We start from the raw sequence: 24,638 nt of genomic DNA, 5'->3' as shown, positions 1-24,638 counted from the left end.
AGAGGGGCGGGCCAGATCGCCCGCCCCTTCCTTTTCGTGATCAAGGAACTGACCCATGTTGGATGATGCGCTCCGCTCGAATCGCCTGCCCGCAGCGCCGGGTGTAGGGTACAAGCCGCAACACTTCGCTCAGATACTTGAACACGCGCAGCCTGTTGCATGGCTGGAAATTCACGCCGAGAACTATATGGGCGATGGTGGGCGCCCCTTGGCACAGCTGCGCCACCTGTCCGAACATTTTCCGATTTCAGTCCATGGCGTTGGACTGTCCATAGGTGGCGAAGACCCCTTGGACCCAGACCACCTTGCCCGACTGAAACACTTGATCGGCTGGTTGAAACCCGCGAGCTTTTCCGAACATCTGGCCTGGTCCACCCACGAAAGCCATTTTTACAACGACCTGCTGCCGCTTCCTTACACGGACGAGAGGCTGACGCGAGTCTGCGAGCACATCAATCAGGTGCAGGACACCGTTGGGCAGCAGATGCTCCTTGAAAACCCGTCCAGCTATCTGGCTTTTGAAGAAAGCACCTGGTCGGAACCCGATTTCCTGCGAGAGATTGCCAAACGCACTGGCTGTGGCTTGCTGCTGGATGTGAACAACGTCTTTGTTTCGGCCACCAACCTCGACTTCTCGCCCCAAGGCTATATCGACGCCTACCCGCTTGAAAAGGTGGGTGAAATCCATCTTGGAGGCCATGATGAGGACGAAGATGATCACGGCCATCCGTTGCTGATCGACAGCCATGGGCGCGAAGTGGTCGATCCGGTCTGGGCCCTGCTCGACTATGTTCTGGAACGGTCGGGCCCCAAGCCGCTGCTGGTCGAGTGGGACACCGATGTACCCGACTGGCCGGTGTTGCGCGAAGAAGCAGTTCGCGCTCAGACCGCACTGGACCGGGTACCGGCATGAGCGTATCTCAGTCCGAGTTTCGCGCCGCCATGATGGATGCTTCCGCGCCGGTTCCATCCGGTCTGCTGGACGCCGACGCGCAACCGGCTGGGCGCAGGTTCAGCGTCTATCGCAACAATGTTGCCGTTTCTCTGACCGAAGCGATGCATCAGGCGTTCCCTGTGATCGCTAAACTGTTGGGTACTCAGAATATGGACGGGCTGGCCGGGATTTTCTTGCGCCAGCATCCGCCATCCTCACCGCTTATGATGTTCTACGGTGAGGCGTTTCCCGAATTTCTGGCTGGGATGAAGCAGCTTTCGCATCTTGGCTACCTGCCCGACATAGCCCGGTTGGAACTGGCGCTGCGCCGGTCTTATCACGCAGCCGACAGCCAACCTGCACCGACCGAGGCATTGGCCGTAGACCCCGAACAGGTCATGCAGGCCAGGTTGCAGTTTGCCCCATCCATGCAAGTGATCCGGTCGACATGGCCCATTCATGCGATCTGGCGTTTTAACTCTGTGGCTGACGCCCCGAAACCTCAAGCGCAAGCTGAGGATGTGTTGGTCACGCGCGCCGAATACGACCCTGAACCTCATTTGCTGCCAGTGGGCGGGGCGAACTGGATCACGCATGTGCAAATTGGGGACACGATCGGATCGGCGTTTGAGAAAACCGCCGCTGAAACCCCCGAATTTGATCTCGGAACCACTCTGGCACTGCTTTTACAGGGCGGTGCAATAACCTCTGTGACTATCGAAAGGCCGAAGACATGACTGCGCTGATCTCATTGCACAACAACACCCTGGGACGGTTGGGCGTGACCTCCGGCTGGCTCACACCAAGCTTGGCCCGGCTGGTTTTTGCCGCGACGTTGCTTGTGTACTACTGGAACTCGGCAACAACCAAACTGGGCAGCGGTATCTTTGGGTTTCTGCGCCCATCGGATGGAGCCTACGTGCAAATTTTCCCCAAGGCGATGGAAGCCGTCAGCTATGACAGCTCGCAACTGGGCGTCTTCCATTGGGCTGTGGCCGTCGCAGGCACATGGGCCGAATTTCTGCTGCCAGCCTTGATCGTCATCGGTCTGCTGTCGCGATTTGCCGCCTTGGGTATGATTGGGTTTGTCTGGGTCCAGACCATTGTGGACGTGACTGGTCACGGTGCTGAACTGGGCAGCTATTTCACCAACGCCCCAACCTTACTGGACGACCGAACAATCTGGACATTCCTGCTGGCGGTGATTGTCATTCATGGTTCAGGCCCGCTCTCGGTTGACCGGATCCTGCACCTGAAGTGATCTAGAAATGCGCCTTGGGCTGATCCGGTTTTCCTGCCGCCAGCCCAAGCACGCCCGCCACACCGGCGAAGGCAATCGGGAACATGGTAAAGACACCAAACCCAAACGCGTAGTACATTGCCCCTGCTGAGATCAGCAACAAAACCCCACCGATCAGAGCCCGCGCAGGCGCCATAGCGCCACCGGCAATCGCCAACAAAGGCGCGACGATCGAAAGGGCCTGGATCAGGCCGGGGTTGTCGACTTGGCTCAGAACGCCATCTATCTCGCCAACATGGTCAACCACAACCACCCTGGCATACCCGAAGAACCCGACGATCATGCCGATCAGTCCGGCAATAACGCCCAAAATCATTGCGGCATTGCGCATAGGTAATCCTCATTCTTGACCATTGGCAGATAAGCACCCGTTTAAGAAATGCCAAGCTGACCCCGCGTTTCAGCGGTCCACCCCAACAGCAGCCGACCGTTATCCTCGATCAACGGGCGCTTCATCAACGTCGGATGTTCCTTCAAAAGCTCCAACGGTACTTTTGCACGCTGACTCTCATCCAACCCGCGCCAAGTGGTTGATCTTGTGTTGAGCAGAGCATTGCCGAATTCGGCAAAAGCCTGCGACAGCACCGGCTCGGGTACGCCATCAATTCGAACGTCGAGAAAGACCGCATCTGGCAAAGATTTCAGCGCCTTACGACAGGTGTCACAGGTCTTTAGCCCATAAAGTTTCATTTCTTGGATACTCCTGCTCGTGCTTCGATTTTGTGCAATCACGCCAGTTTTTGGCAGTTATTCTTGATTTTTTACTTCACCGTGCAATGTTGAAAAAGGCGAAACATGTAAATTGGACTGTTCTGCAAACGCGAAACAGTGGGGTTTACGATGACGCTCACCACAGCCCCCACCAATTTGTGGGACAATGCGTAAGTAGAAGGAGACACGGGACATGCCAACCGGCACCGTGAAATGGTTCAATACCACTAAAGGCTATGGATTTATTGCCCCTGATGAAGGGGGCAAAGATGTGTTTGTTCATATCTCGGCCGTAGAACGGTCCGGCCTCACCGGACTCGCAGACAACCAAAAAGTCTCGTACGAGTTGCAGGACGGACGCGATGGCCGCCAAATGGCAGCTGATTTAAAGCCGTTGTAACGACACCCCCGCACTGCGCGGGGTTGAAACATCTTAGGATGGCGGCCAATTTCCGGCCGTCACCCGCCCCCCACCGGATTTGTTCCATTACCCTCGCGCGGGCTTCGGCTTGTCATGAGCAGTCCAGTTGTCGCCCATGGCAACGATGCAGGACGTCCCGGTTGCGTAGGTCACGACCATCGTCCAGTCGCCGCGTGGGTTAGACCAGACCTCCATGATTTGCTCAGGTCCACGAATACCGGTGGCCACGCGCTCGGAGCGGAACTGTCCCTTGAGCTTTTGGTGCAACCTGGGTGTGGGTTCACACAGAATTTCAGCGATAGGTGACTGCGCCTGCACGGGCAAAGCCATGCCTGATACAAGACACAGTAAAGCGGGTTTCAAAATACGCATCATGGAACCAATGTAACGGTTCCATGACAGAATGTATAGACAATCGCTATGCGTTGACAGCCGTTACTTGCGGATGATCTCTTCAAACTCGCGCCATTCACGGGCGGTCATGCCCGAGTTTTCCTGCGTGACCGTCTCGCCCGCCAGCATGTTCCGAAGACTCTCTACCATCTGAGCAGACAGGTTGACTGCGCCCAACCGGTAATCCTCGAACGCTTTGTAAGCAAACGGCACCCAGTCGGCGACAATCTTGCACATCGCATCGGCATATACGCGGATTTCGTATTGCGCATGAGGGTCCGCGCGCAAGCGCAGGAAATGGAACAGGTTGTGCAGGTCAACCTTCCAGTACCATTGCGTATAGATATTGGCGGGAAGGTTCATCCGGGCCAACTCACGCGCCAACCCCTGTTGCCCGTCCTGGCTGATCAGGGCTTCGTAATTGTCATAGCAGCGGGTACTGTCGGCCTTCAGTATCTCCAAAACACGCGCGGCTTCTTCACCTTCCAGCGTTGATCCACGGCCCTGATTGTTCACCTCTGACTGCGCCGCCACATGTTCGGGCGCGGGGATGTAAAACTCACGATCCAGAATAGAGTACCGGGCGGAGTATTCGTTCACATTTGCCGTCCGGTGCCGAATCCATTGGCGGGCCACGAAAACCGGCAGTTTTACGTGCAGTTTGACTTCGCACATCTCAAACGGGGTCGAGTGCCAGTGCCGCATCAGATACCGGATCAACCCTTCGTCGTTCTGAACCGATTTTGTGCCTTTGCCATAAGACACACGGGCCGCCTGACAGATCGCGGCGTCATCGCCCATATAGTCGATCACGCGGACAAAACCGTGATCCAGAACCTGATGTGCGGTGTACAAATGGTCTTCCATTCCCGCTGAAACGACGCGACGTGTGGGATGCGATTGCGCGCGTTGCGCCTCGATCTCGGCCTGTTGGTCAGCGGACAGCGGCATCAAATCTTCCTTTCTGGCAATGAGTCGCCCCCTACTATATATCGCTAACCCCGCCATCGGAACCGCGATATATGCCGCAACCTGCTCTAATTTCGATTTGGGCTGTGCAGTGCCCTCGACAGGCCAAACCAGTGCGCTAAGTTGCTGGCAAAACAAATCAATGAAGGATGGCCAAAATGGCGCTGACATATCTACACACTATGATCCGCGTGAAAGACCTGGAAAAGTCCATGGCGTTTTATGAACTGCTGGGATTAAAGGAAACACGCCGATATGACAGCGAGGCCGGGCGATTCTCGCTGATCTTCATGGCGCCTCCGGGGCAGGAAGACGCCCCAATCGAACTGACGTACAACTGGGATGGCGATGACAAGTTACCCAGCGACAGCCGCCATTTTGGCCATCTGGCATACGGTGTCGACAACATCTACGAGGTTTGCCAGCATTTGCAGGACAACGGCGTGACCATCAATCGCCCACCACGCGACGGTCGCATGGCCTTTGTCCGTTCTCCGGACAACATCTCGGTCGAGTTGCTTCAAAATGGCGACGCGCTGGAACCAGCCGAGCCCTGGGCCAGCATGGAGAGCACCGGCCACTGGTGATCCGTTGGATCATAAAGATGGGGCTGGCCCTGTTGGCCAGCCCTTTGCGGGCTGAACAATGCCGTTTGGCCCTTGCGCTTGCGTTGGACATTTCGGTTTCGGTCGACGACGCGGAAGACATTTTGCAGCGACAGGGACTGGCCGCGGCACTGCTGGCACCTGAAGTGCAAGAAGCGTTCTTCTCATCTCCGCTACCTGTTGCGTTGGCCGTTTATGAATGGAGCGGGCAAAGCACCCAGCACGTTATCCTGAACTGGCGCTTGATCGAAAATCACGGAGATCTGGTGGCTGCGGCGACCCGGATAAGTCAGTCGATCCGGTCCAATGAAGGCTCGGCCACGGCTATGGGCCACGCCTTACGGTTTGGGGCCGAACTGTTCCAAACCGCGCCTTCGTGTCTGTTTCGCACCATCGATCTTTCAGGAGACGGGTCCAACAACGACGGTTATGGACCACAGATCGCATATCAGCGGTTCTTTAGTCATGACATCGTCGTTAATGGTCTGGTGATAAACGCCGCTGATTTTGAAGGAGAACTTTTTCTCATCCCCTTTTTCGAAAACAACGTCCTGCATGGCCCGGGCGCTTTTCTGGAAGTCGCACAAGGTTTTGAAGACTTCGAACGCGCGATGCGCAGAAAACTTGAACGGGAACTGAGCGGGCTGCAAATTGGTGCAGTACAAGTGTACGACCAATGAAGACGCGCTTGCTGGTCATTCTGCTCTTCCTGCTGTCAGGGCCTGCCCTTGCGCAATGCCGCCATGCCTTGGCTTTGGGTCTGGATGTGTCGGCATCTGTCGATAGCGGTGAATACAGATTGCAGCTTGAGGGCCTGGCCGCTGCTCTGCGCGATCCTGAGGTCAGTCAACTGATGGTGGCGAATGGCTCAACATCCATGAGGTTGGCCGTTTATGAATGGACAGAACCAGGGCACGAGAGGGTTCTGCTCAACTGGACTGATATCCAAACCTCGACCGATCTGAACGCCATAAGTACGCGTCTCATCCAGACATCGAGGCGATCAACCGCAGAAGGAACGGCGGTGGGGGCGGCGATGGAATTTGGTGCTGAGTTGTTGAATCAGCAAAAGACGTGTTGGCGGCGAACTCTGGATCTGTCAGGCGATGGCAAACACAACCTTGGGCCCCATCCCCGAGATGTCAGAACAGCGTTGCGCGGCAGTGGCATTACGATCAACGGGCTTGTTATCGGTGCGGATGATCCAAGTTCAGGTGATCGGCGTTATGTGCAAGTTGGGGAATTGTCGGCGTATTACAATGCCTGGGTTATTTCCGGCCCAAACGCGTTCGTTGAAGTCGCGCTGGGGTTTGAGGCCTACGCAGAGGCCATGACCCGCAAATTGATCCGAGAGTTGGACAGCCTCGTTCTGTCAGATGCACGCCCCTGATCAATAGATATACCTGATCTGATCGGTCCAGTACCGTTCCACGCGGCGCAGAGAGGTTGTGATATCCTCGATGCCATCCAGTTCCAGCACGCCTCGTCCCTGCAAGCCTTCGGCGTGGCGGGCAAACAAATCCGAGACGATATCCCGGATCTCTCGGCCTTGGGGCGTCAGGCGCACGCGCACCGAGCGGCGATCGATCTCACAGCGTTGGTGGTGCATGTATCCCATCTCAACCAGTTTCTTGAGGTTGTAGCTGACATTGCTGCCCTGATAGTAGCCACGGCTTTTCAGTTCACCGGCTGTGACCTCATGATCACCGATGTTGAACAACAAAAGCGCCTGCACAGCGTTGATTTCCAAAACGCCAACGCGTTCAAACTCATCCTTGATGACGTCCAGCAGCAACCGGTGCAACCGCTCCACAAGGGCCAGCGCCTCAAGGTAGCTGGTCATGAACCCCTTGGTTTCCGGTCCGGAGACCTTCATTTCCATACTCATCCGACCCTCCGATTCAGTCGTGCTGTTTGAGACACGATGAACCGAAAATCCGAAAAATCGGTTAAGCTTGAATTGTCTTTATTTTTGAAATGTTTGTGCGATGTCCGAAACGAGATCGGCAAACTGGCTGGGGGGCTGAACCTGTCCGGTCACCCATTGATAGAGATCCTGATCATTTTCATGAAGCAGCGCGTCATAGATATCCAATCCGGCGTCATCCATATCCGCGAGATTACGATCCGCATAAGCGGAAAGAATAATATCCATCTCTTTGATCCCACGCCGCATCGAGCGCATTTTCATACGCTTGATGCGCACATCCCGCTGTTCGCTCAATGTCGTTGCTCCAACATCAGACGCATTTTCTTTTCAAGCCGCGCCGCGCGCTCGGCGCAGGCGCGCATTTCACCGCGAATGGCGCGCAATTCAGCCACGGCGGTTGATAACTCCATTCCGCCTTCGCCCTCGTCCACCGGTGCGTCCATTCCTTCGCCTTCGCCAGTCAAAAGCCACATGATCGAAACGTTGACCATCCCAGCCATCATCGACAGGCGGTTTGCGCGCGGCTCGGACAGGTCGTTTTCCCAATCAGCAACGGTCGCCTTTTTGACACCGAGGCGTCGCGCCAATTGCGCCTGGGTCATTCCGGCGGCTTCACGCGCGCCAGCCAGACGGTCCCCAAATGTTGCAGAATCCGGACCATACCAGTCGTTTTCATCAGTCATTCGGATCTCCAACTCAGAGTTTCTATACGGCTTGAACGTCTTTCGGGCGCACCCTATGACAGTCAGGTTGAACATACAAACCGAGGCCGACCATGAGTTTCCTGTCTGCGACACTGTCACGCGTCAAACCTTCGCCCACCATCGCCATGACAGCCAAGGCAGCCGAACTGCAGGCCGCCGGTCGCGATGTCATCCGCCTGAGCGCGGGAGAACCGGATTTCGACACGCCTCAGAACATCAAAGATGCCGCTGTTGCAGCTATTGCGGCAGGAAAAACCAAGTACACCGCGCCAGACGGCATTCCCGAGCTCAAACAAGCGGCCTGCGCCAAGATGAAGCGCGATCATGGCCTGGACTACACCCCTGCTCAGATATCGGTCGGAACCGGCGGCAAACAAACGCTGTACAACGCCCTGATGGCGACAATGAACCACGGCGACGAGGTCATCATCCCAGCGCCCTATTGGGTGAGCTACCCGGACATGGTGACGCTTGCGGGCGGTACGCCGATTATGGTTGCGACAACGCTGGAGAACAATTTCAAGCTGACCGCAGAACAGCTTGAAGCTGCGATTACCCCAAAGTCAAAATGGTTCATCTTCAACTCACCCTCAAACCCGACAGGTGCCGGTTATAGCCGGGACGAGTTGAAAGCGCTGACCGACGTCCTGATGCGCCATCCGCATGTCTGGATCATGTCGGACGACATGTACGAGCACCTCGCCTATGACAGATTCGAGTTTTGCACGCCTGCCGAAGTGGAACCCGGCTTGTATGACCGTACACTCACCTGCAATGGGGTTTCCAAAGCGTACGCCATGACCGGCTGGCGCATTGGCTATGCAGCGGGTCCGGTCGAGATCATCGCGGCAATGCGCAAAATCCAGTCTCAATCCACCTCAAACCCGTGTACGGTCAGCCAGTGGGCCGCAGTTGAGGCGTTGAACGGCACGCAGGAATTTCTGGCCCCGAATAACGAGATGTTCAAACGCCGCCGCGATCTGGTTGTGCGCATGCTGAACGAGATCGACGGCATCACCTGCCCGACGCCGGAGGGTGCGTTTTATGTTTACCCTTCAATCGCCGGGCTGATTGGTAAAACAACTCCTGCCGGAACGGTCATCGACACGGACGAAGCTTTTGCTAATGCCCTGTTGGAAGAGGCAGATGTTGCCGTTGTCTTCGGCGCTGCCTTTGGACTTTCGCCGAATTTCCGGGTCAGCTACGCTACGTCCGATGCGGCGCTGACCGAGGCCTGCAGCCGCATTCAGCGTTTCTGTGCATCACTGAGGTGACCATGTCTGCCGATCTTCCCGAATATTACTTTCGCATCCGTGAAAACGGGGCTGCAGTGTTTCGGGTCGATACGGAAAATCGCCAACGCCGGATTGAGATGGACCAGATCGCGGTCATCAACATCCGCAATGGTGACGTCAAACCGCAAGGACAGCGGACCCTTTCAGAGCGGGATCAGGCCGAAATCCACCGTTGGATGGAAGAGCGCCGGGCACTGCTGGCGCAGCGCGACATTGACGACATTCACCGTGCCGTCGATCATCTGAACCTGACTACTCAATGGGTTCAGTCCAAGGCAACCGACGCCCAGCTTGAGGATGTGACTGACAGGCTGCTGATGGCGATGCATGACCTGCGCACAGTTCTGGTTCGGAAAAAAGCAGATCGGCTGAGTAAAGACTAAGCAGGCTCAGCCGCTGCTGGCATTTGCCGCACCGAATGCATCCAGAACCGGGCCATGAGGAGCACGGCAGCAAATGCCAAGCCAAGCACGAGCCCCAGCCAGATTCCAATGCCATCCATCTGCCGGACGAAACCGAAATAGTACGACGCCGGGATACCCACAACCCAATAGCTGAGCGCTGCCATGACCATGGGAATCTTGGCATCCTGCAACCCGCGCAACAGGCCCAGCGCAATGACCTGCGCGCCGTCCACCAATTGAAACAACGCCGCCATGGCAAGCAACCCGGTTCCAATGGCAAGGATTTGTCCACGCTGCGGATCGTCCGCCTCCATAAACAGGGAAATCAATGGTTCGGCACAGGTCAGAAACAGGATGACTGTGAACACAGACATAACCAGCGACATGCCTGTCACCGCAATTGCGCCTTTCTCCAGATGCGCGCGATCCCGACGTCCCAGCGCATTACCGGCCCGGATAGTGGCCGCATTTGACAACCCCAGATGCACCATGAACGTGGCCGAAGCGAGGTTCAGCGCGATCCCATGCGCCGCCAGTGGAACCTGTCCCAGCCACCCCATCATCACAGCTGATGTCGCAAACAAAGACACCTCGGCCAACGTGGTCAGGCCAATCGGGACCCCAAGCTTCCACACACTGACAAACATCTCCCAATCCGGTCGCCAGAAACGCTGGAAAAGGCTGTGTTCCGGCAGCGTTCGAACCACGTAGATGACAACAGCGATCAGCGAAACGACCTGCGTCGCGATTGAGGCGATTGCTGCACCCATCACACCCAATTCCGGTGCGCCCCAATTGCCGAAGATCAGCGCATAGTTGGTCACCGCGTTCACAAATGCCGCCGCGACTGTGATCCACAGCACAATCTGCGTGCGCTCCAAGGCCGCAAGGTAGGATTTGAGCACCATCACGATAAGGGCCGGAAACAACCCCCAACCAGCTACGCGCAAATACTCGGATGCTGTTTCAGCAACCTGTGGCTCCTGCTTCATGGCGATCAGGATTGGATAAGACCACCACAGCAACGGCATGACCACTACTGCGTAGAGCAACGACAGCCAAAGCCCCATGCGGGTCGAGCGTCGAATACTGGTTTCGTCCCCTTCCGCCGCAGCTGTGGCAACCATCGGCATGACCGCCCAGCCGAACCCGGCCCCAAACAAAAACAGCACAAAGTAATAGCTGCTGGCCAACGTGACCGCAGCAAGTGCCTCGACCCCGTACCAACCCAGCATGATGGTATCGGTCAAACCGATGGCAAACTGCGCCAGATGGCCACCGACCAGCGGCAAGCCAAGCACGGCAATGGCCCGAAAATGGGCGGGGTATGTCATCACTTTTGTCATTGCACCAGCCATATGCGCGGGCTTGGTGCGGGACAAGAGCGGATCAGTAAAATTTCACTTTGAGACTATGGCGCCCGCCTCACCATTAAGAACGGGCGCGTTGAGGATTAGCGGGCATCCGGATGCAATGTTGCGCCCAGAATATGCTCGGACCGGTGGATGACGTGGTGGGCCTGTCCAACGATCAATGGATCAGGGTCCCCTACGACGTTCAAGTCCTTGCCCGGGTAATCCAGCGTCGACAGGAAATGGCGCATACAATTCAGGCGCGCACGTTTCTTGTCATTCGACTTGATGATCGTCCATGGCGCGTCTGCGGTGTCAGTATAGAAGAACATCGCCTCTTTCGCCTCGGTATAGTCGTCCCATTTGCTAAGGCTGGCCTTGTCGATCGGCGACAGCTTCCACTGCTTCAGTGGGTCGGTCTCGCGGCTTTTGAAACGGCGCTGCTGCTCTTCCTGCGTGACCGAGAACCAGTACTTGTACAGCTGAATACCCGAGCGCACCAGCATCCGCTCCAGTTCCGGCGTCTGACGCATGAATTCCAGATACTCGTTGGGCGAGCAGAACCCCATCACACGTTCGACACCCGCGCGGTTGTACCAGGACCGGTCATAGAACACCATTTCGCCAACGGTCGGCAGTTCCTGAACATAGCGCTGGTAATACCATTGCCCCTTCTCTTCCCAGGTCGGTTTGTTCAGTGCAACCACGCGGGCCTGACGCGGATTCAGATGCTCCATGAACCGTTTGATCGTGCCACCCTTGCCAGCGGCATCACGGCCTTCGAACAGCAGAACGAACCGTTGCCCCGTATCCTGCGCCCACAGCTGAACCTTCAAAAGCTCCGCCTGTAGGCTTGCCTTCTGCGCCTCATAGGTCGACCGCGCCATCTTGCGGCCATAGGGGTATTTTCCGCTTTCGAACGCCTGCCGGATCTTCTCGGGGCTTGGCTCTGCCGCGTTTGCCGCCTTGGCCTCTACGACTTTGATCTGAGGGGATTTTGCTTCGACCGGAGCAATGGCTTCCATACATCTTATCCTTTTTCAACTGTCCTGAATGAGGGCTAGCAGAAACGTCGAAAATCCGCTTTGATTGGTGTCAAATTGATGCCTCAAAAACCCATAAATTCCACTCTGGATCAGAGGTTCCGATGCACACGTCATTTGCCGATCTGAATGGTCAGTCCTTTTGCCTCCGAACATGGGGCGAACCTGATGCGCCACCGCTTTTGATGCTGCATGGTTTCCCGGAATACGGCGGTGCGTGGGCAGATCTCGCCCCTTATCTGGCGGATCGCTTTTACTGCATTGCTCCGGACCAACGTGGATATGGCCAAAGCTGGTGCCCTGAAGGGGTACAGGACTATACCCTGTCCCAACTGGTGTCCGACATGGCCACTTTGATTGAGACCCACGGTGCACCTTTTGCTGTACTGGGTCATGATTGGGGTGCATCGGTGGCCTATGGCCTTGCCATGTTCCGCCCTGATCTTGTTGACCGGCTTATAATTGCAAACGGCGTCCACCCAGTTCCGTTTCAACGCGCCATGGCCGCAGGCGGTGCGCAATCAGAAGCCTCGCAATACATCAACCAACTGCGGGCGCCCGAAGCGGCACAAAAACTGTCCGAGAACAACTTTGCATTGCTCGAAAGGTTCTTTCGCCACGGCATGGGACTGGATTGGCTGACCGAGAGCCGCATGGCCGAATACCGAGCGGAATGGGCGCGACCAGGACGGTTAGAGGCGATGTTGAACTGGTATCGCGCCTCTCCGCTGGTTGTCGCGCAGCCAGGGCTTCCCGCAACAGACCTGCCGGATCTGCCGCTGGATCGGCTGCATGTCCGATGCCCGCATCTGTTGCTTTGGGGACCGGATGACAAAGCCCTTTTGCCCGAGGCAACTGAAGGCTTGGAAACCTTCGCGCCCAATCTGACCCGCATCACGATCCCTGGCACTGACCACTGGCTGCATCACCAAATACCGCAGGACGTTGCACAGGCCATTCAGGAATGGATTCAAACGGCCTGACCTGTCAGGTCCATTAACGATGGCCCCAATCGTCGGGGTTGTCAGAATTGTTCGGCGACAAACCCAATTCGTCGCCATCGGTTGAACATCCCAACCCCAAAACTGTCCGGTTTGCATAAGAGAAGTACGAACAGACCTGATTGATCTCAAGGATCTCTCCGTCGTCCCATCCAGCCTCGCGCAGGGCGATCACATCCGCCTCAACCATATCCCCCGGCGTTTCGGTCAGTTTACGGGCATAGATCATGGAAGCCAGATGCGCTGCATCCAACGGAGCGGCGGCCGGATCGCGCGTCTCAATCGCCGCCCGGATCGCATTGCCCCGCGCCTCTTCGCCAAGCAACCGCTGCAAGCCGGCAAAATGATGTTCAACGCAATACCCGCACCGGTTCAGAGAACTGACCCACACGCCCAACACCTCAAGGAACCATTTAGGGATCTTGTTGCCCGAATGATGCAGGACTGCCTTGTAGATCGCCATGTGACCTTCCATCGAATGCGGCCGCAGGCTGTGCGCCATCATGATGTTGTCCACATTGTTGTCCGGGCCTGTCACCCGGTCATAGAGTTTCTTCAGTTTGCCCGTGGCTTCAGTGAAGGGGATGGTTTTGATCCAGCTCATTTGGGGTCCTGCTGTAGTAGTTCTTTGATAGCCAGAGACTATGAGCGCTTTGAATTGGTGGCGAGATAAAATTCAGCGTATGTCGGCAATTAGCCCTAAGCCGTCAATGATGTCCGCCGCACTGCTGCGCGTTTTGAACCTATGTTACGCACGTAAATTGACTTCTGTTTCGCGTGGCCCGGCGTTCACCCGGGCAAACATTTATTGTTTGAATGAACAGGCGCATGGTACGTTCTTTTAGACAGCAGTTCGTTATCTGCTGAGCAGCGAACAACAATTCAGATCCCTGCAGGGTTGGCAAAAGGTAACCATGGGCGATCGCAAACACGAAACAGCATCACGCAGAAGCACTGGGAGTTTAAGGATGAACGATTCAACGCCATCCCGCCGGCTGACGGCGGCGGACTTTGACCAAGACCTTTTAGATCTCTACGACTACTATGCGCATGGTAAGATTTCGAAACGCGAATTTCTCGATCGCGCTGGTAAATGGGCCGTCGGCGGGCTGACGGCGGCGACTATTCTCAGCACGCTTTCGCCAAATTACGCGCTTGCGCAGCAAGTGGCTGAGGACGACCCCGATATTGTAGGTGAAGATATCGTCTATCCGAGCCCGAACGGCACTGGTGACATTAAGGCTTATCTCGTCCGGCCAACAGAAATAAACCCTGACAGACCACCTGCTGCAATTCTTGTCGTGCATGAAAACCGCGGGCTGAACCCTTACATCCGGGACGTCGTGCGTCGCCTCGCAAAGGCAGGTTTCGTCGCGATGGGTCCGGATGGGCTGTCTTCACTCGGAGGGTATCCGGGAACCGATGATGAAGGTCGGGAGATGCAGCGCACGCTTGATCAGGGACAACTCCTGAACGATTTCTTCGCGGGGTTTGAGTATCTTCAGTCGTTGGATGGAACAAATGGTAAGGTCGGGGCAACTGGTTTCTGCTACGGAGGCGGAGTGGTCAGCAGGCTGGCAGCCGCTTACCCGGAAATGTCGGCAGGCGTTCCGTTCTACGGCTCGTTTCCAGACGCTGACCAAGTGCCCAACATCCAAGCGCCGCTGATGGTTCAGCTGGCCGCGCTTGATCAACGCATCAATGCGATGTGGCCTCCATTTGAAAAGGAGATGGTGGAAAACGACAAAGTTTACGAGGCCTACATCTATCCAGGTGTGAACCACGGCTTCCACAACGATACAACTCCGCGTTACGACGAAGCTGCGGCAAAGCTGGCCGAAGAACGCATGGTGGCTTGGTTCAGAACGTATCTTGCGGGCTGAACCAGTTTGCACCCACGAAGAACCGGGCACGATCCATTCAGTTTGCCGCGCTCCAAGTACGGAATGCCAATGACAGCTTCGTCGTCCGCCAAAACGACGAACGAAATACGCAACATCACCAGTACAGCGAAGGTTTCGTTTGGGTGCACGCGCACCCAAACATCCCACAACACCTCGCGCCCCTCTTCCCCCGGACCACATCACCTGCCATAATGGGGGAAACTCAAAAACAAGAGCAGCCCATATGCCCGACGATCTGTTGACGCCCGAAGCGACCAATACCTATGACGCCTCCTCGATCGAGGTGCTTGAAGGTCTGGAACCGGTCCGCAAACGCCCCGGCATGTATATCGGCGGCACCGATGAGCGCGCGCTGCACCATATGGTGGCTGAAATCCTAGACAACTCGATGGACGAGGCAGTCGCGGGCCATGCCAACCGGATCGAGGTCGAGCTGCACGCGGATTACGCGCTGACCGTGCGCGACAACGGGCGCGGCATTCCGATTGATCCGCACCCCAAGTTTCCCGACAAATCCGCGCTTGAGGTTATCCTGTGCACCCTGCACGCGGGTGGTAAGTTCTCGGGCAAGGCGTATCAGACCTCGGGCGGTCTGCATGGTGTGGGTGCATCCGTGGTCAATGCCTTGTCAGATTCGATGGTCGTGCAGGTGGCGCGCGACAAGACGCTGTTCGAACAGCGGTTCTCGCGCGGTGTGCCGCTGGGCCCCGTGGAAAAGGTCGGCGCGGCCCCCAACCGGCGCGGCACCATGGTGACCTTCCACGCCGATCCTGACATTTTCGGCCATCACCGGTTCAAACCCGCACGCCTGTTCAAATCCATCCGCTCCAAAGCCTACCTGTTCTCGGGCGTTGAAATCCGCTGGAAATCCGCCATCGACGACGGTGAAACACCGACCGAAGCCACCTTCCACTTCCCCGGCGGTCTGTCGGATTATCTGAAAGAGACGATGAACGGCTCGTCCACCTATGCCGAGCAACCTTTTGCGGGCACTGTGGATTTCAATGAAAAATTCGGCACCCCCGGTAAGGTCGAGTGGGCGATCAACTGGACGCCCTCGCGCGACGGGTTCATCCAGTCCTACTGTAACACCGTCCCCACGCCCGAAGGCGGCACCCATGTGGCGGGGTTCTGGGCCGCGATCCTCAAGGGGATCAAGGCGTACGGCGAGCTGATCAACAACAAGAAGGCCGGTCAGATCACTCGCGATGACCTGATCACTGGCGGCTGCGCGCTGGTGTCCTGCTTTATCCGTGAACCGGAATTCGTGGGCCAGACCAAAGACCGCCTCGCCACGGTCGAAGCGCAACGGCTGGTCGAAAACTCGGTCCGCGACCATTTCGACAACTGGTTGGCCGCGGATACGAAATCTGCAGGGGCGATCCTCGACTTCCTCATATTGAGAGCCGAAGAACGCCTGCGCAGACGGGCCGAGAAGGAAACACAACGCAAGTCCGCCACTAAGAAACTTCGTCTCCCCGGCAAGCTGGTGGACTGTAGTAGTTCAACACGGGACGGCACGGAATTATTCATCGTCGAGGGCGATTCTGCGGGCGGGTCTGCGAAAATGGGTCGCGATCGCAAAACACAGGCCCTGCTGCCCCTGCGCGGCAAGATCTTGAACGTGCTGGGCGCGGCCAGTTCGAAACTGGGCACCAATGCCGAAATCAACGATCTGACCCAGGCGCTGGGTGTCGGCCTTGGCACCAAGTTCAACGTCGACGACCTGCGCTATGACAAGGTCATCATCATGACCGACGCGGATGTGGACGGGGCGCATATCGCCTCGCTGCTGATGACGTTCTTCTTCACCCAGATGCGGCCGATGATCGACGCGGGCCACCTGTACCTAGCCTGCCCGCCTCTGTATCGCCTGACCCAAGGCGCCAAACGCGTCTATTGTCTGGACGAGGCCGAGCGCGACGAGTGGCTTGAGAAAGGTCTGGGCGGCAAGGGCAAGATCGACGTGTCGCGCTTCAAGGGTCTGGGCGAGATGGACGCCAAGGACCTGAAAGAGACCACGATGGACCCCAAATCCCGGAAACTGATCCGGGTCACCATCGACGAGGACGAACCCGGCGAGACCGGCGATCTGGTCGAGCGTCTGATGGGCAAGAAACCCGAACTGCGGTTCCAGTATATTCAGGAGAACGCGCGGTTCGTGGAGGAGTTGGATGTTTAGGAAACAGTAGTTATGATACAATATTTAGACCATGATGACTTTAAGAAATCTAGAAAAGCAGTGATCATCACTTCGGTGTCAATTTTGTTAGCGTCGACTTTTGAGTTCTCCAACCAAACACTGAAAATTCTGGGACTTGAAGCAAAGTTCGACATTGCGAATTTAATTGTTCTTCTAAAGCTGAGCTTGCTTTATTTTTTCTCTGTTTTCTTATTGAAATTGCTGGCAGAGGGAGCTTCGGTTTATGAAAGCACTTTACTGACTCGCTATGAGTCTGGAACCCCATCTGAGCGATTGAAAAAAATCTACGATGACATGGCCTCATCAAAGACTTACACCGTCGCGGAAACTGACTTGGTACCAGCTATGTTGAGGCCAAATAACCTTAGTTCGGAGGAGCTTCTACATAGTCTAACCAAGCGTTTCAGGAGGATTAGAAATATCGCCAGCTATGCCGACATGCAGTACTTTTTCTTTGCGCAAGTACTTACACCGATAGCACTGGCCTTTGTAGCGTTTTGGAACAGCAACGCACTGAAAGCGTATCTAAATTGATAAAACGTGAAAACTTGTAAGAAGAACCAGTATTTTCAATACTCTCCACTACGAGGGTGAAACAACTTCTCACCGCATACGATTGGAAAGTAAATAGGATATCAGCTCTTCTGCTGCCGCGGTACAAACCTATCGCAAAGCCATGTGAGCGGGTCAAACGTGCATGAAGCCGCTCCTAATATCTTGCGTGAACTAGAAACGCACCGACACCACACGCGCCCTCAAAAAACCAAAATCTACTGCAATTCAAACATCTTCGGTTTACTAATCAAACCAAGACCCGGCTTCCCAGTGACAAGCTGGCTTGGATTTAACGATTAAGGATTTGCAATGGCCCGCCTTTATGACAGTCGAAAACGTGTTCTCGTAACCGGTGGGGCCGGGTTTCTGGGCTCGCATCTGTGCGACCGGCTTCTGGATCAGGGGCATGAGGTTTTGTGCGTCGACAACCTGTTCACCGGCACCAAACGCAATATCGACCATCTGCACAACAACCCGCGGTTCGAGTTCATGCGCCATGATGTGACCTTCCCTCTGTTTGTGGAGGTCGACGAGATCTATAACCTCGCCTGCCCGGCCTCGCCCGTGCACTATCAACACGACCCGGTGCAGACGACCAAGACCAGCGTTCACGGCGCGATCAACATGCTGGGTCTGGCGAAGCGGCTGAAATGCAAGATTTTTCAGGCCTCAACTTCTGAGGTCTATGGCGATCCTACTATTCATCCGCAGACTGAAGATTATTGGGGCAACGTCAACCCGGTTGGTCCGCGCTCGTGCTATGACGAGGGCAAGCGCTGCGCCGAGACGTTGTTCTTCGACTATCACCGGCAGATGGGGTTGGAGATCAAGGTGGCCCGCATCTTCAACACGTACGGCCCGCGAATGCACCCCGCCGATGGGCGCGTCGTGTCGAACTTCATCATGCAGGCGCTGACCGGTCAGCCGATCACAATCTTTGGCGACGGCACGCAGACCCGGTCATTCTGTTACGTGGATGATCTGATCGAAGGGTTCATTCGCCTGATGGACACCGACAAGGATGTCACAGGCCCGGTCAATCTGGGCAATCCCAATGAATTCTCGATGAACGAACTGGCCAGTGAGGTGCAGGCGCTTGTGGGCACCGACACACCGATCAGTTTCAAGGACCTGCCACAGGACGACCCCAAGCAACGCCAGCCCGACATCACTCTGGCGCGGAGCGTGCTGAACTGGGAACCCAAGGTGCAGTTGAAAGAAGGGTTGTCGTCCACAATCAGCTATTTCAGAGAGCTACAGTCAGAAGCCGCGTCCCACTGAACAAGGGGCTGCTTTCCCCCAATTGGCCAGGATTGCTCAGGTCTGCGCCCAGGCATCAACAGGCTGGCACGCAGGGGCGATGGCAATTTCTCGTTGCCTAAACCTTTGATCTCGTTCACACTTACCGCAACATAACAACAATTGCTTGAGGTCCGGGCGTCCAATTTCTTTTACCGACTACGATTTTTAGACGGGAGGACGACATGAAAGCACTAACCTTCGGACTGGCTCTGACCCTGCTGGCCTCACAAGCCCCTGCGCAGCAGATGCTCAGCACTGCATCCCCGATTCCGGACGGGGCCGAGACCCGTTTTTGCTATTATGATGGTATGGCTTATTCCGAGGACGCGTTTGTCCTGATGGTCGGCGATAATACTGTTACCTCGACGATCACCACGGTTCAGGAACGCCTGCTGCGCTGCCACCGCAACAGCGACGGGACCCTGAAATGGAAACCGCAGAGCACGTTCTCGACCAACAACTAAGCCCTGCTAACGCGATCAGACGGCGAGCCCAATCAAGGCAACGCCTAAGGCCATAAGTACGGCGGCCCCCAGCCGTCGTATCCAGTTGCCTTCCTTCAGGAAGATGAACCCGATCAGCGCAGCAAAGATGACTGAGGTTTCCCGCAGCGCCGAGACCGCGCCCAGTGGTGCAAAGTTCTTAGCATACAGCACCAGCCCATAGGCGGTCATCGAAACCAGCCCGCCCAGAATGCCTGTCATCCAGACCTTGGTCGGCAAGAATTTGAGGGTATCGCGTTTCTTAATTCCGACAAAGCCTGCAATGAACAGATGCAGGAAAGCCCCCCAGGCCCAATAGCTGAGCGTATTGCCCGAAAGCCGGACGCCGATCCCATCCACAACCGAGTAGATCGAAATGCAGAACCCGGTGCCCAGCGCAAAGCCAAGCGCGCTGCGTCCGACCCCCGAGCGCAGCGCTTTCCAGCTGCTCAGCTGAATGCCAAATGCAATCAGTGCAATGCCACCCCATGCCTGCAATGGCAGCACCTCGCCCACCAGAACCATCGCCCAAAGCGAAACCAGCGCCGGAACGATTCCCCGCGCAATGGGGTAGACCACACTCAGATCGCCATGCTGATAAGCTTTGCCCAGCATGAAGTAATACCCGAAATGCACAACGGTCGAGATCAGGATGTAGACAAAGCTTTCAGCACTGGGCAATGGCAGGACCATCACCATCACGGCTGCTGGCAACACGTGGCCCAAAGCGACAAGGCCCAACATCGTCGTGCGATCCGCCGCTGTCTTGACGATGGCGTTCCAAACCGCATGCAGCAGTGCCGCAGACAGAATGATAAGGATGACAAACAGGGTCATGCCCGGACCTTTCCCGCAGATATTATGCGTAAAAAGGGTCTGTGGCCCTATTCACTTGGCACGATCTCGGCCAAAACGCCGATTTTTGTCAACCCGGTTTCACACAGGCTGCTGACCAAGCCAGTTCACGATTTGCTCCGCCGGCCCTTGCCAGCCGGGCTCCATAAACAGAAAATGCGCGTGGTCCTGAACCAACAAAAAGGTTCCACGTTCCCCGTACCTTTCTGCCAAGGCGCGGCAGGTGTCGGGGTTAACCGCCCGGTCTTCTGCACCCGAAACGACTAGAACCGGGCAGTCGACCTTTTCGAAATCGACCTTTATCGCGTGATCGTCGTCGAACATCCAAAAGAACATTTCGAACATCACGCGCCCACTTTCGGCCCCCAGTTGATCGAACACAGCATGCTGTTGAGCCTCGTCCATTTTATTAAGCGCAAAAGGCGCCATCAGGTCGAATTCGACACGCATGGGCTGTTTCCAGAAGGCCCCACCTTCCATCAACGCCCGCGGCACGGCGCGTTCGTCGTCGGTTTCCGGCAAAGTGCCCCAGGGTGCATTGGGGTTAATCAACACAATAGCACTGGCCAAACCGCGTGAGGCCACCTGTTGCGCAACCACACCCGCGATGGCGTGACCCAGCAGAACCGGTTTGCTGCCCAGGCCCTGCACAAATTCAGCTATGTCATTGGTATAATCCAACACGCTGGTTTCCGTCAGACCGGGATCAGTGTCTGCTTTCGGATCACCGCCATGGTGACGCAAGGCTGGTGTATGTACGGTCCATCCCCGATCCCGAAAGAAAGTTGCGTAATCCTGCATGCACCAGGGTCCGGCAAACGCCCCATGAATCAGAACAATTTCTTTTGGCATCGAAATCTCCTGTGGCTCTGCAATCAGTATGAACATCCGGTAAGATGTTACAACAGCCCGTGATCCCTGTTGCAGGACGCAGGCCAGGTCCTAAGATCGGGACTATGAGCTTTGTAACCGACAACCAACTGCCCCTGCTGATCCTGTTTTTTGTGATAGGATCGATCGGTACGGCGTTTCTGTTCCGAAAACCAGCGGGGCATCGGGCGTGGAAACTGGCCGACTTGGTTTGGGTCGTTCTGGGCGGCATCGGGGCGTTGGTTGCGGTTATGGCCGGGCTTTACACTTCCGACAGCTCTCGGCTGGATCGTCAGATCGACGTGGCCTATGCGGCCACTCTGGCCTTTGATCGCGATGCGGCACGGTTTCGCCTGCGCTTTTGTGATCCGGCCTTTGACCCGGATACGGCTGTTTTATGCGACAAAGTCGAGTTCCTCTCGGCTTCAACCGCCAGCAATTCTGAACTGCCGTTGTTCATTGCCGTCACCAATGAGGTCGCCCCATTGCAGGGGCTGCATTTCCTGTTCGGACGCCAAGCCAAAGATGACATGGATGAAATGCGCAGCGCTGCCGCGCAGGCTGACGCCTTCGATATCGACCAGTTTCTGGTCTTCACCTCGCTGGACGACGAAACGCAGACAGCTATCAACAACATGCGCCGGAAAGTACCGGCCATTGCTGGGGACTACCTGATCCTGGCCCAAAGCTATGATGACCTGATTGAACAGGTTGGTAAATTGAAAGACGAATGGGAATATTTGCAGGCCAACGCCCACATTCTGGTTCTGCAAATCGTAGCTTTGTGCCTTGTCAGCTTTGCAGCCCCGTTCCGGTTGGGGAAATCGCTGGTCGAGCTACGTACGACACTTATCGCCGATACGCCTGTGCCAACACCTGCGGATCCGTCCCCAGAAAGTAACGCAGCAGAGTCCACAGGTTCCGACTACCCCGCCGAATCCAGCCCGCCTGCTCATACCGCTCCGCGCTCGTAAAGGCCCGTGCATCCAGAAGTGTGATCCGGGGCAATCGACGCGCTAGGGCGACGTCTTCCATCAAGGGTTGGTCCGGAAAACCGCCTGCGGCATGGTAGACATCACGCGGCACCAAAAGCCCCTGATCCCCATATGGCAGCCCGAACACCCGGCTGCGCAGATTGGCCCAGCCCGAGACCCATCCCGGCGCAATACCCCGCGCTTTAAACGCCAATCGAAAGGCCGCAGGTCCGTTGCTGGATAGATGGGCGCTCACCGCCTCGCTCCAGCCGCTTTCCAATACAGTGTCAGCATGCAGGATCAGCAACCAATCTCCATTGGGCTCTGCGCAACCTCGGCGCAATTGCCCACCGCGTGACGGCGCGCCTGTGACAACCCTTGCTCCGGCCTCTTCCGCGATCTCCAGTGTCAGGTCGTCAGACCCGCCATCGCTGATGATCAGGTCCCGGATCAGCCCGGCATGCAGTCCCTCCATCAATGCGCCAAGGCACTCGGGCAAGGCATCGGCAGCGTTTAGGGTCGGAATAACAACAGAGATCGGGGCTGGCACGTCTGATACCCTCTGGTCTTGGCGGCGGATCTTCCTATATCACGAGGCCAAGGGAAATGACGAGGACCAAGCCATGCCCACCCGCCGCATCCTGCGCCTGACCGGCTCGGACACCGAAAGTTTTTTGCAGGACCTGATCACCAATGACATTCAGGGTTTGAATGACGGGCTGGTATATGCCGCGCTGTTGACGCCGCAAGGCAAGTATCTGGCGGACTTTTTCCTCAAGCGTGATGGCGATGGCATTCTGCTGGACGCGGCCGAGCACCTTGCCGATGATCTGATCAAACGTCTGAACATGTACAAACTGCGAGCAGACGTGGCCATCGAAAGCACCGATATGAACCTGCAGCGCGGAACCGGCTCCTCGCCCGAGAGTGCCCTGCCCGACCCGCGGCACCCTGACATGGGCTGGCGCATGTATTCTGCGGCACCCGAACAGGATGATGGCACAGATTTCGATGCACTGCGTGTGCAACACTGTATTCCTGAAGCGGGTACTGAGCTGACCCAGGACAGCTATATCCTCGAATCTGGGTTCGAAGCGCTGAATGGCGTGGATTTCAGAAAGGGTTGTTATGTAGGTCAGGAAGTGACCGCGCGCATGAAACACAAGACCGAATTGCGTAAGGGTCTGCGTAGGGTCTCTGTCGACGGCACCGCGCCCGTGGGGACCGAGATCACAGCTAATGGCAAACCGGCAGGCACCCTGTTCACTCAATCCGGGGGCCACGCGATTGCCTATCTGCGTTTTGACCGCGCAAGCGGTGAAATGCAGGCGGGCGAGGCCACGGTGAGACTGACCGACTAAGTACCGCTTGTTGCCTAATCAGCACGAACTCCACGTCGGCACATATCGCCAAGTTTGAACCTGTTCCTCAGCCCTGCCAAACTGAGGGAAACAGGTCAAACCGGATACACCCATGTTTCGACTATATTCCGCGATTTGGCGCGCCAGTGCCGGACGGCAGATCATCCTCATCGTGCTGTCCATCGCCATTGCGGCGCTTGCCGCCGTTCCGCTGGAGTTTCAGCGCGACATCGTCAACCACCTGACGGCAGATGATGTCGGCACTGAAAAGCTGATCCAATTGGGTATTGGTATGATGGCCGTTATCCTGCTGAGCCTTGGGCTGAAATGGATCCTTGGATACCGTGCTGGCACTTTGGGTGAAGACATGATCCGACTGATCCGGCAGCGCCTGCTATGGCGTTCAACCGATCTGAAGGAAACGGGCGAGGACCTACGCAAAGGCACCATGACCACGGCCATTTCAGCCGAGGCTGAAGAGTTGGGAAAGTTCGCGGGCGGCGCTTTCTCGGATCCGGTGGTTCAGATTGGAACGTTGATCAGCGTGATCGGCTATATTTCATCCACGCAACCGGGGCTTGGGCTGATCGCTTTTTCGATGATTGTGCCGCAGATCATCATCGTTCTGGTGTCGCAACGCAAAGTGAACACTTTCGTGGCAGAGCGCGTCCGCATCCTGCGCGGTGCCACAGACCGGCTGACGACCGAGGATATCGAAGCGGTCGAGCGGGACATCAACACCATGTTTGACGAAATTTACCACACACGGCGACGTATGTTCCTGTGGAAACTGTCGGCCAAATTCCTGCTGAGCGTGATCAATGGGGCCGGTACCGTCGGTATTCTGATGCTGGGCGGTTATCTGGTGTTACAGGGGAAAACGGATGTGGGCACCGTTGTGGCCGCCACCAGTGGCCTTAGCCGAATTCAGGGGCCGACCGCATTTCTGATCGCTTTTTATCGCCAGGTCAGCGCCAATCGCATCAAGTATGAACTAATGCTGGAACTGTTTGGCCCCGACCCAACACGTTATCGTTACCGCCCTAACGCGTAAAAAAACCGCGCGGCGG

General features: G+C 56.3%; 30 protein-coding genes. 17 read left to right on the top strand and 13 right to left on the bottom strand.

What is annotated here, in order from left to right; all coding sequences use genetic code 11:
* The first annotated feature begins 55 nt into the window (after positions 1–55).
* From GOV90_RS13500 to GOV90_RS13490, 3 genes are read left to right on the top strand one after another with little or no spacing between them, the layout of a single operon-like run.
* A complete protein-coding gene (locus tag GOV90_RS13500) occupies positions 56–913 on the top strand; it encodes a DUF692 family multinuclear iron-containing protein (RefSeq protein WP_171090885.1) in 858 nt (285 codons plus the stop codon).
* Complete coding sequence (locus tag GOV90_RS13495) at positions 910–1,671, top strand: DNA-binding domain-containing protein (RefSeq protein ID WP_171090892.1); 762 nt, start codon at positions 910–912, stop codon at positions 1,669–1,671. The genes GOV90_RS13500 and GOV90_RS13495 overlap by 4 nt, the downstream gene beginning before the upstream one ends.
* Entirely contained in the window at positions 1,668–2,195 is a 528-nt protein-coding gene (locus GOV90_RS13490) for a DoxX family protein (RefSeq protein WP_171090894.1), read from the top strand. Before GOV90_RS13495 ends, GOV90_RS13490 begins: the two co-directional genes overlap by 4 nt.
* Before the next feature lies 1 nt (position 2,196).
* Here the strand turns inward: GOV90_RS13490 and GOV90_RS13485 are convergent, their stop codons facing one another.
* Together GOV90_RS13485 and GOV90_RS13480 are read right to left on the bottom strand one after the other, a co-directional pair.
* A complete protein-coding gene (locus tag GOV90_RS13485) occupies positions 2,197–2,565 on the bottom strand; it encodes a hypothetical protein (RefSeq protein WP_171090895.1) in 369 nt (122 codons plus the stop codon).
* Positions 2,566–2,606: 41 nt separating this feature from the next.
* Complete coding sequence (locus GOV90_RS13480; protein WP_171090897.1) at positions 2,607–2,924, bottom strand: ArsC/Spx/MgsR family protein; 318 nt, start codon at positions 2,922–2,924, stop codon at positions 2,607–2,609.
* A 214-nt stretch (positions 2,925–3,138) separates the two neighbouring features.
* Between GOV90_RS13480 and GOV90_RS13475 the strand changes: the two genes are divergently transcribed.
* A complete protein-coding gene (locus GOV90_RS13475; protein WP_008758035.1) occupies positions 3,139–3,345 on the top strand; it encodes a cold-shock protein in 207 nt (68 codons plus the stop codon).
* Positions 3,346–3,432: 87 nt separating this feature from the next.
* Here the strand turns inward: GOV90_RS13475 and GOV90_RS13470 are convergent, their stop codons facing one another.
* A complete protein-coding gene (locus GOV90_RS13470) occupies positions 3,433–3,729 on the bottom strand; it encodes a hypothetical protein (RefSeq protein WP_371732034.1) in 297 nt (98 codons plus the stop codon).
* A gap of 72 nt (positions 3,730–3,801) precedes the next feature.
* The gene (gene thyX, locus GOV90_RS13465) at positions 3,802–4,710 is read right to left on the bottom strand and encodes an FAD-dependent thymidylate synthase (protein ID WP_171090900.1); all 909 of its coding nucleotides are present in this window, start codon (positions 4,708–4,710) and stop codon (positions 3,802–3,804) included.
* A gap of 176 nt (positions 4,711–4,886) precedes the next feature.
* Between thyX and GOV90_RS13460 the strand changes: the two genes are divergently transcribed.
* Genes GOV90_RS13460 through GOV90_RS13450 form a run of 3 tightly spaced genes read left to right on the top strand, consistent with a single transcriptional unit; the run spans position 4,887 to position 6,723 of the window.
* A complete protein-coding gene (locus tag GOV90_RS13460) occupies positions 4,887–5,315 on the top strand; it encodes a VOC family protein (protein WP_171090902.1) in 429 nt (142 codons plus the stop codon).
* Positions 5,312–6,013 carry a DUF1194 domain-containing protein gene (locus tag GOV90_RS13455; RefSeq protein WP_256367911.1) on the top strand — a complete coding sequence of 234 codons (702 nt, stop codon included), beginning with the start codon at positions 5,312–5,314 and terminating at the stop codon, positions 6,011–6,013. The genes GOV90_RS13460 and GOV90_RS13455 overlap by 4 nt, the downstream gene beginning before the upstream one ends.
* The gene (locus GOV90_RS13450) at positions 6,010–6,723 is read left to right on the top strand and encodes a DUF1194 domain-containing protein (RefSeq protein ID WP_171090904.1); all 714 of its coding nucleotides are present in this window, start codon (positions 6,010–6,012) and stop codon (positions 6,721–6,723) included. The genes GOV90_RS13455 and GOV90_RS13450 overlap by 4 nt, the downstream gene beginning before the upstream one ends.
* Here GOV90_RS13450 and GOV90_RS13445 read toward each other — a convergent pair whose 3' ends face one another.
* The 3 genes from GOV90_RS13445 to GOV90_RS13435 form a co-directional block, all read right to left on the bottom strand.
* Positions 6,724–7,221, bottom strand: a complete 498-nt coding sequence (locus GOV90_RS13445; protein WP_371732477.1) for a MarR family winged helix-turn-helix transcriptional regulator — start codon at positions 7,219–7,221, stop codon at positions 6,724–6,726.
* Between the two features lie 78 nt (positions 7,222–7,299).
* Positions 7,300–7,524 (bottom strand): succinate dehydrogenase assembly factor 2, encoded by a 225-nt coding sequence (locus tag GOV90_RS13440; RefSeq protein ID WP_171091216.1) that lies wholly within the window; start codon positions 7,522–7,524, stop codon positions 7,300–7,302.
* A gap of 29 nt (positions 7,525–7,553) precedes the next feature.
* Entirely contained in the window at positions 7,554–7,946 is a 393-nt protein-coding gene (locus tag GOV90_RS13435) for a helix-turn-helix domain-containing protein (protein ID WP_171090907.1), read from the bottom strand.
* A 92-nt stretch (positions 7,947–8,038) separates the two neighbouring features.
* Between GOV90_RS13435 and GOV90_RS13430 the strand changes: the two genes are divergently transcribed.
* Both GOV90_RS13430 and GOV90_RS13425 read left to right on the top strand, forming a co-directional pair.
* Positions 8,039–9,241, top strand: coding sequence for a pyridoxal phosphate-dependent aminotransferase (locus GOV90_RS13430; RefSeq protein ID WP_171090908.1), 1,203 nt, complete (start codon positions 8,039–8,041; stop codon positions 9,239–9,241).
* 2 nt (positions 9,242–9,243) lie between these two features.
* Positions 9,244–9,645 carry a hypothetical protein gene (locus tag GOV90_RS13425; RefSeq protein ID WP_171090910.1) on the top strand — a complete coding sequence of 134 codons (402 nt, stop codon included), beginning with the start codon at positions 9,244–9,246 and terminating at the stop codon, positions 9,643–9,645.
* On the opposite strand, the gene GOV90_RS13420 is transcribed toward GOV90_RS13425, so the two are convergent.
* Positions 9,642–11,012 carry an MATE family efflux transporter gene (locus tag GOV90_RS13420; protein ID WP_171090912.1) on the bottom strand — a complete coding sequence of 457 codons (1,371 nt, stop codon included), beginning with the start codon at positions 11,010–11,012 and terminating at the stop codon, positions 9,642–9,644. The two genes, GOV90_RS13425 and GOV90_RS13420, sit on opposite strands and share 4 nt — an antisense overlap.
* A gap of 107 nt (positions 11,013–11,119) precedes the next feature.
* Entirely contained in the window at positions 11,120–12,043 is a 924-nt protein-coding gene (ppk2, locus tag GOV90_RS13415; RefSeq protein ID WP_171090914.1) for a polyphosphate kinase 2, read from the bottom strand.
* A gap of 122 nt (positions 12,044–12,165) precedes the next feature.
* Here ppk2 and GOV90_RS13410 point away from each other — a divergent pair, with 122 nt between their 5' ends.
* Positions 12,166–13,044 (top strand): alpha/beta fold hydrolase, encoded by an 879-nt coding sequence (locus GOV90_RS13410; protein WP_171090917.1) that lies wholly within the window; start codon positions 12,166–12,168, stop codon positions 13,042–13,044.
* 13 nt (positions 13,045–13,057) lie between these two features.
* Here the strand turns inward: GOV90_RS13410 and GOV90_RS13405 are convergent, their stop codons facing one another.
* Positions 13,058–13,666 carry a carboxymuconolactone decarboxylase family protein gene (locus GOV90_RS13405; protein WP_171090918.1) on the bottom strand — a complete coding sequence of 203 codons (609 nt, stop codon included), beginning with the start codon at positions 13,664–13,666 and terminating at the stop codon, positions 13,058–13,060.
* A gap of 364 nt (positions 13,667–14,030) precedes the next feature.
* On the opposite strand from GOV90_RS13405, the gene yghX reads away from it, so the two are divergent.
* From yghX to GOV90_RS13380, 5 genes are all read left to right on the top strand, one after another.
* Positions 14,031–14,945 carry a YghX family hydrolase gene (yghX, locus tag GOV90_RS13400; protein WP_171090920.1) on the top strand — a complete coding sequence of 305 codons (915 nt, stop codon included), beginning with the start codon at positions 14,031–14,033 and terminating at the stop codon, positions 14,943–14,945.
* A gap of 244 nt (positions 14,946–15,189) precedes the next feature.
* Entirely contained in the window at positions 15,190–17,148 is a 1,959-nt protein-coding gene (parE, locus tag GOV90_RS13395; protein ID WP_171090922.1) for a DNA topoisomerase IV subunit B, read from the top strand.
* A 12-nt stretch (positions 17,149–17,160) separates the two neighbouring features.
* A complete protein-coding gene (locus tag GOV90_RS13390) occupies positions 17,161–17,703 on the top strand; it encodes a hypothetical protein (protein WP_171090924.1) in 543 nt (180 codons plus the stop codon).
* Positions 17,704–18,033: 330 nt separating this feature from the next.
* A complete protein-coding gene (locus tag GOV90_RS13385; protein WP_171090926.1) occupies positions 18,034–19,005 on the top strand; it encodes a UDP-glucuronic acid decarboxylase family protein in 972 nt (323 codons plus the stop codon).
* Positions 19,006–19,208: 203 nt separating this feature from the next.
* Positions 19,209–19,490, top strand: a complete 282-nt coding sequence (locus GOV90_RS13380; protein WP_171090927.1) for a hypothetical protein — start codon at positions 19,209–19,211, stop codon at positions 19,488–19,490.
* Positions 19,491–19,505: 15 nt separating this feature from the next.
* On the opposite strand, the gene GOV90_RS13375 is transcribed toward GOV90_RS13380, so the two are convergent.
* The 3 genes from GOV90_RS13375 to GOV90_RS13360 form a co-directional block, all read right to left on the bottom strand.
* Positions 19,506–20,345 (bottom strand): DMT family transporter, encoded by an 840-nt coding sequence (locus GOV90_RS13375; protein WP_171090930.1) that lies wholly within the window; start codon positions 20,343–20,345, stop codon positions 19,506–19,508.
* A gap of 99 nt (positions 20,346–20,444) precedes the next feature.
* Positions 20,445–21,215, bottom strand: a complete 771-nt coding sequence (locus GOV90_RS13370; RefSeq protein WP_171090931.1) for an alpha/beta hydrolase — start codon at positions 21,213–21,215, stop codon at positions 20,445–20,447.
* An 867-nt stretch (positions 21,216–22,082) separates the two neighbouring features.
* Positions 22,083–22,757: a TIGR04283 family arsenosugar biosynthesis glycosyltransferase gene (locus GOV90_RS13360; protein WP_171090933.1), complete on the bottom strand. Its 675-nt coding sequence runs from the start codon at positions 22,755–22,757 to the stop codon at positions 22,083–22,085.
* Positions 22,758–22,830: 73 nt separating this feature from the next.
* Between GOV90_RS13360 and GOV90_RS13355 the strand changes: the two genes are divergently transcribed.
* Both GOV90_RS13355 and GOV90_RS13350 read left to right on the top strand, forming a co-directional pair.
* Positions 22,831–23,568 carry a folate-binding protein YgfZ gene (locus GOV90_RS13355; RefSeq protein WP_171090935.1) on the top strand — a complete coding sequence of 246 codons (738 nt, stop codon included), beginning with the start codon at positions 22,831–22,833 and terminating at the stop codon, positions 23,566–23,568.
* 112 nt (positions 23,569–23,680) lie between these two features.
* A complete protein-coding gene (locus tag GOV90_RS13350) occupies positions 23,681–24,622 on the top strand; it encodes an ABC transporter transmembrane domain-containing protein (RefSeq protein ID WP_171090937.1) in 942 nt (313 codons plus the stop codon).
* Positions 24,623–24,638: the final 16 nt, after the last annotated feature.

It is taken from the genome of Ruegeria sp. HKCCA5929, assembly GCF_013034525.1.
GTDB lineage: Bacteria > Pseudomonadota > Alphaproteobacteria > Rhodobacterales > Rhodobacteraceae > Ruegeria.
The sequence above is the reverse complement of the archived record's forward strand: the minus strand, read 5'-3'. Positions and strand labels throughout refer to the sequence as shown.

Excerpts from the sequence above, each read along its gene's own strand:
- GOV90_RS13500 (WP_171090885.1), top strand. The coding sequence starts at position 56 with ATGTTGGATGATGCGCTCCGCTCGAATCGCCTGCCCGCAGCGCCGGGT.
- GOV90_RS13495 (WP_171090892.1), top strand. The coding sequence starts at position 910 with ATGAGCGTATCTCAGTCCGAGTTTCGCGCCGCCATGATGGATGCTTCC.
- GOV90_RS13490 (WP_171090894.1), top strand. The coding sequence starts at position 1,668 with ATGACTGCGCTGATCTCATTGCACAACAACACCCTGGGACGGTTGGGC.
- GOV90_RS13485 (WP_171090895.1), bottom strand. The coding sequence starts at position 2,565 with ATGCGCAATGCCGCAATGATTTTGGGCGTTATTGCCGGACTGATCGGC.
- GOV90_RS13480 (WP_171090897.1), bottom strand. The coding sequence starts at position 2,924 with ATGAAACTTTATGGGCTAAAGACCTGTGACACCTGTCGTAAGGCGCTG.
- GOV90_RS13475 (WP_008758035.1), top strand. The coding sequence starts at position 3,139 with ATGCCAACCGGCACCGTGAAATGGTTCAATACCACTAAAGGCTATGGA.
- thyX (WP_171090900.1), bottom strand. The coding sequence starts at position 4,710 with ATGCCGCTGTCCGCTGACCAACAGGCCGAGATCGAGGCGCAACGCGCG.
- GOV90_RS13460 (WP_171090902.1), top strand. The coding sequence starts at position 4,887 with ATGGCGCTGACATATCTACACACTATGATCCGCGTGAAAGACCTGGAA.
- GOV90_RS13450 (WP_171090904.1), top strand. The coding sequence starts at position 6,010 with ATGAAGACGCGCTTGCTGGTCATTCTGCTCTTCCTGCTGTCAGGGCCT.
- GOV90_RS13445 (WP_371732477.1), bottom strand. The coding sequence starts at position 7,221 with ATGAGTATGGAAATGAAGGTCTCCGGACCGGAAACCAAGGGGTTCATG.
- GOV90_RS13440 (WP_171091216.1), bottom strand. The coding sequence starts at position 7,524 with ATGAAAATGCGCTCGATGCGGCGTGGGATCAAAGAGATGGATATTATT.
- GOV90_RS13435 (WP_171090907.1), bottom strand. The coding sequence starts at position 7,946 with ATGACTGATGAAAACGACTGGTATGGTCCGGATTCTGCAACATTTGGG.
- GOV90_RS13430 (WP_171090908.1), top strand. The coding sequence starts at position 8,039 with ATGAGTTTCCTGTCTGCGACACTGTCACGCGTCAAACCTTCGCCCACC.
- GOV90_RS13425 (WP_171090910.1), top strand. The coding sequence starts at position 9,244 with ATGTCTGCCGATCTTCCCGAATATTACTTTCGCATCCGTGAAAACGGG.
- GOV90_RS13420 (WP_171090912.1), bottom strand. The coding sequence starts at position 11,012 with ATGACAAAAGTGATGACATACCCCGCCCATTTTCGGGCCATTGCCGTG.
- ppk2 (WP_171090914.1), bottom strand. The coding sequence starts at position 12,043 with ATGGAAGCCATTGCTCCGGTCGAAGCAAAATCCCCTCAGATCAAAGTC.
- GOV90_RS13410 (WP_171090917.1), top strand. The coding sequence starts at position 12,166 with ATGCACACGTCATTTGCCGATCTGAATGGTCAGTCCTTTTGCCTCCGA.
- GOV90_RS13405 (WP_171090918.1), bottom strand. The coding sequence starts at position 13,666 with ATGAGCTGGATCAAAACCATCCCCTTCACTGAAGCCACGGGCAAACTG.
- yghX (WP_171090920.1), top strand. The coding sequence starts at position 14,031 with ATGAACGATTCAACGCCATCCCGCCGGCTGACGGCGGCGGACTTTGAC.
- parE (WP_171090922.1), top strand. The coding sequence starts at position 15,190 with ATGCCCGACGATCTGTTGACGCCCGAAGCGACCAATACCTATGACGCC.
- GOV90_RS13390 (WP_171090924.1), top strand. The coding sequence starts at position 17,161 with ATGATACAATATTTAGACCATGATGACTTTAAGAAATCTAGAAAAGCA.
- GOV90_RS13385 (WP_171090926.1), top strand. The coding sequence starts at position 18,034 with ATGGCCCGCCTTTATGACAGTCGAAAACGTGTTCTCGTAACCGGTGGG.
- GOV90_RS13380 (WP_171090927.1), top strand. The coding sequence starts at position 19,209 with ATGAAAGCACTAACCTTCGGACTGGCTCTGACCCTGCTGGCCTCACAA.
- GOV90_RS13375 (WP_171090930.1), bottom strand. The coding sequence starts at position 20,345 with ATGACCCTGTTTGTCATCCTTATCATTCTGTCTGCGGCACTGCTGCAT.
- GOV90_RS13370 (WP_171090931.1), bottom strand. The coding sequence starts at position 21,215 with ATGCCAAAAGAAATTGTTCTGATTCATGGGGCGTTTGCCGGACCCTGG.
- GOV90_RS13355 (WP_171090935.1), top strand. The coding sequence starts at position 22,831 with ATGCCCACCCGCCGCATCCTGCGCCTGACCGGCTCGGACACCGAAAGT.
- GOV90_RS13350 (WP_171090937.1), top strand. The coding sequence starts at position 23,681 with ATGTTTCGACTATATTCCGCGATTTGGCGCGCCAGTGCCGGACGGCAG.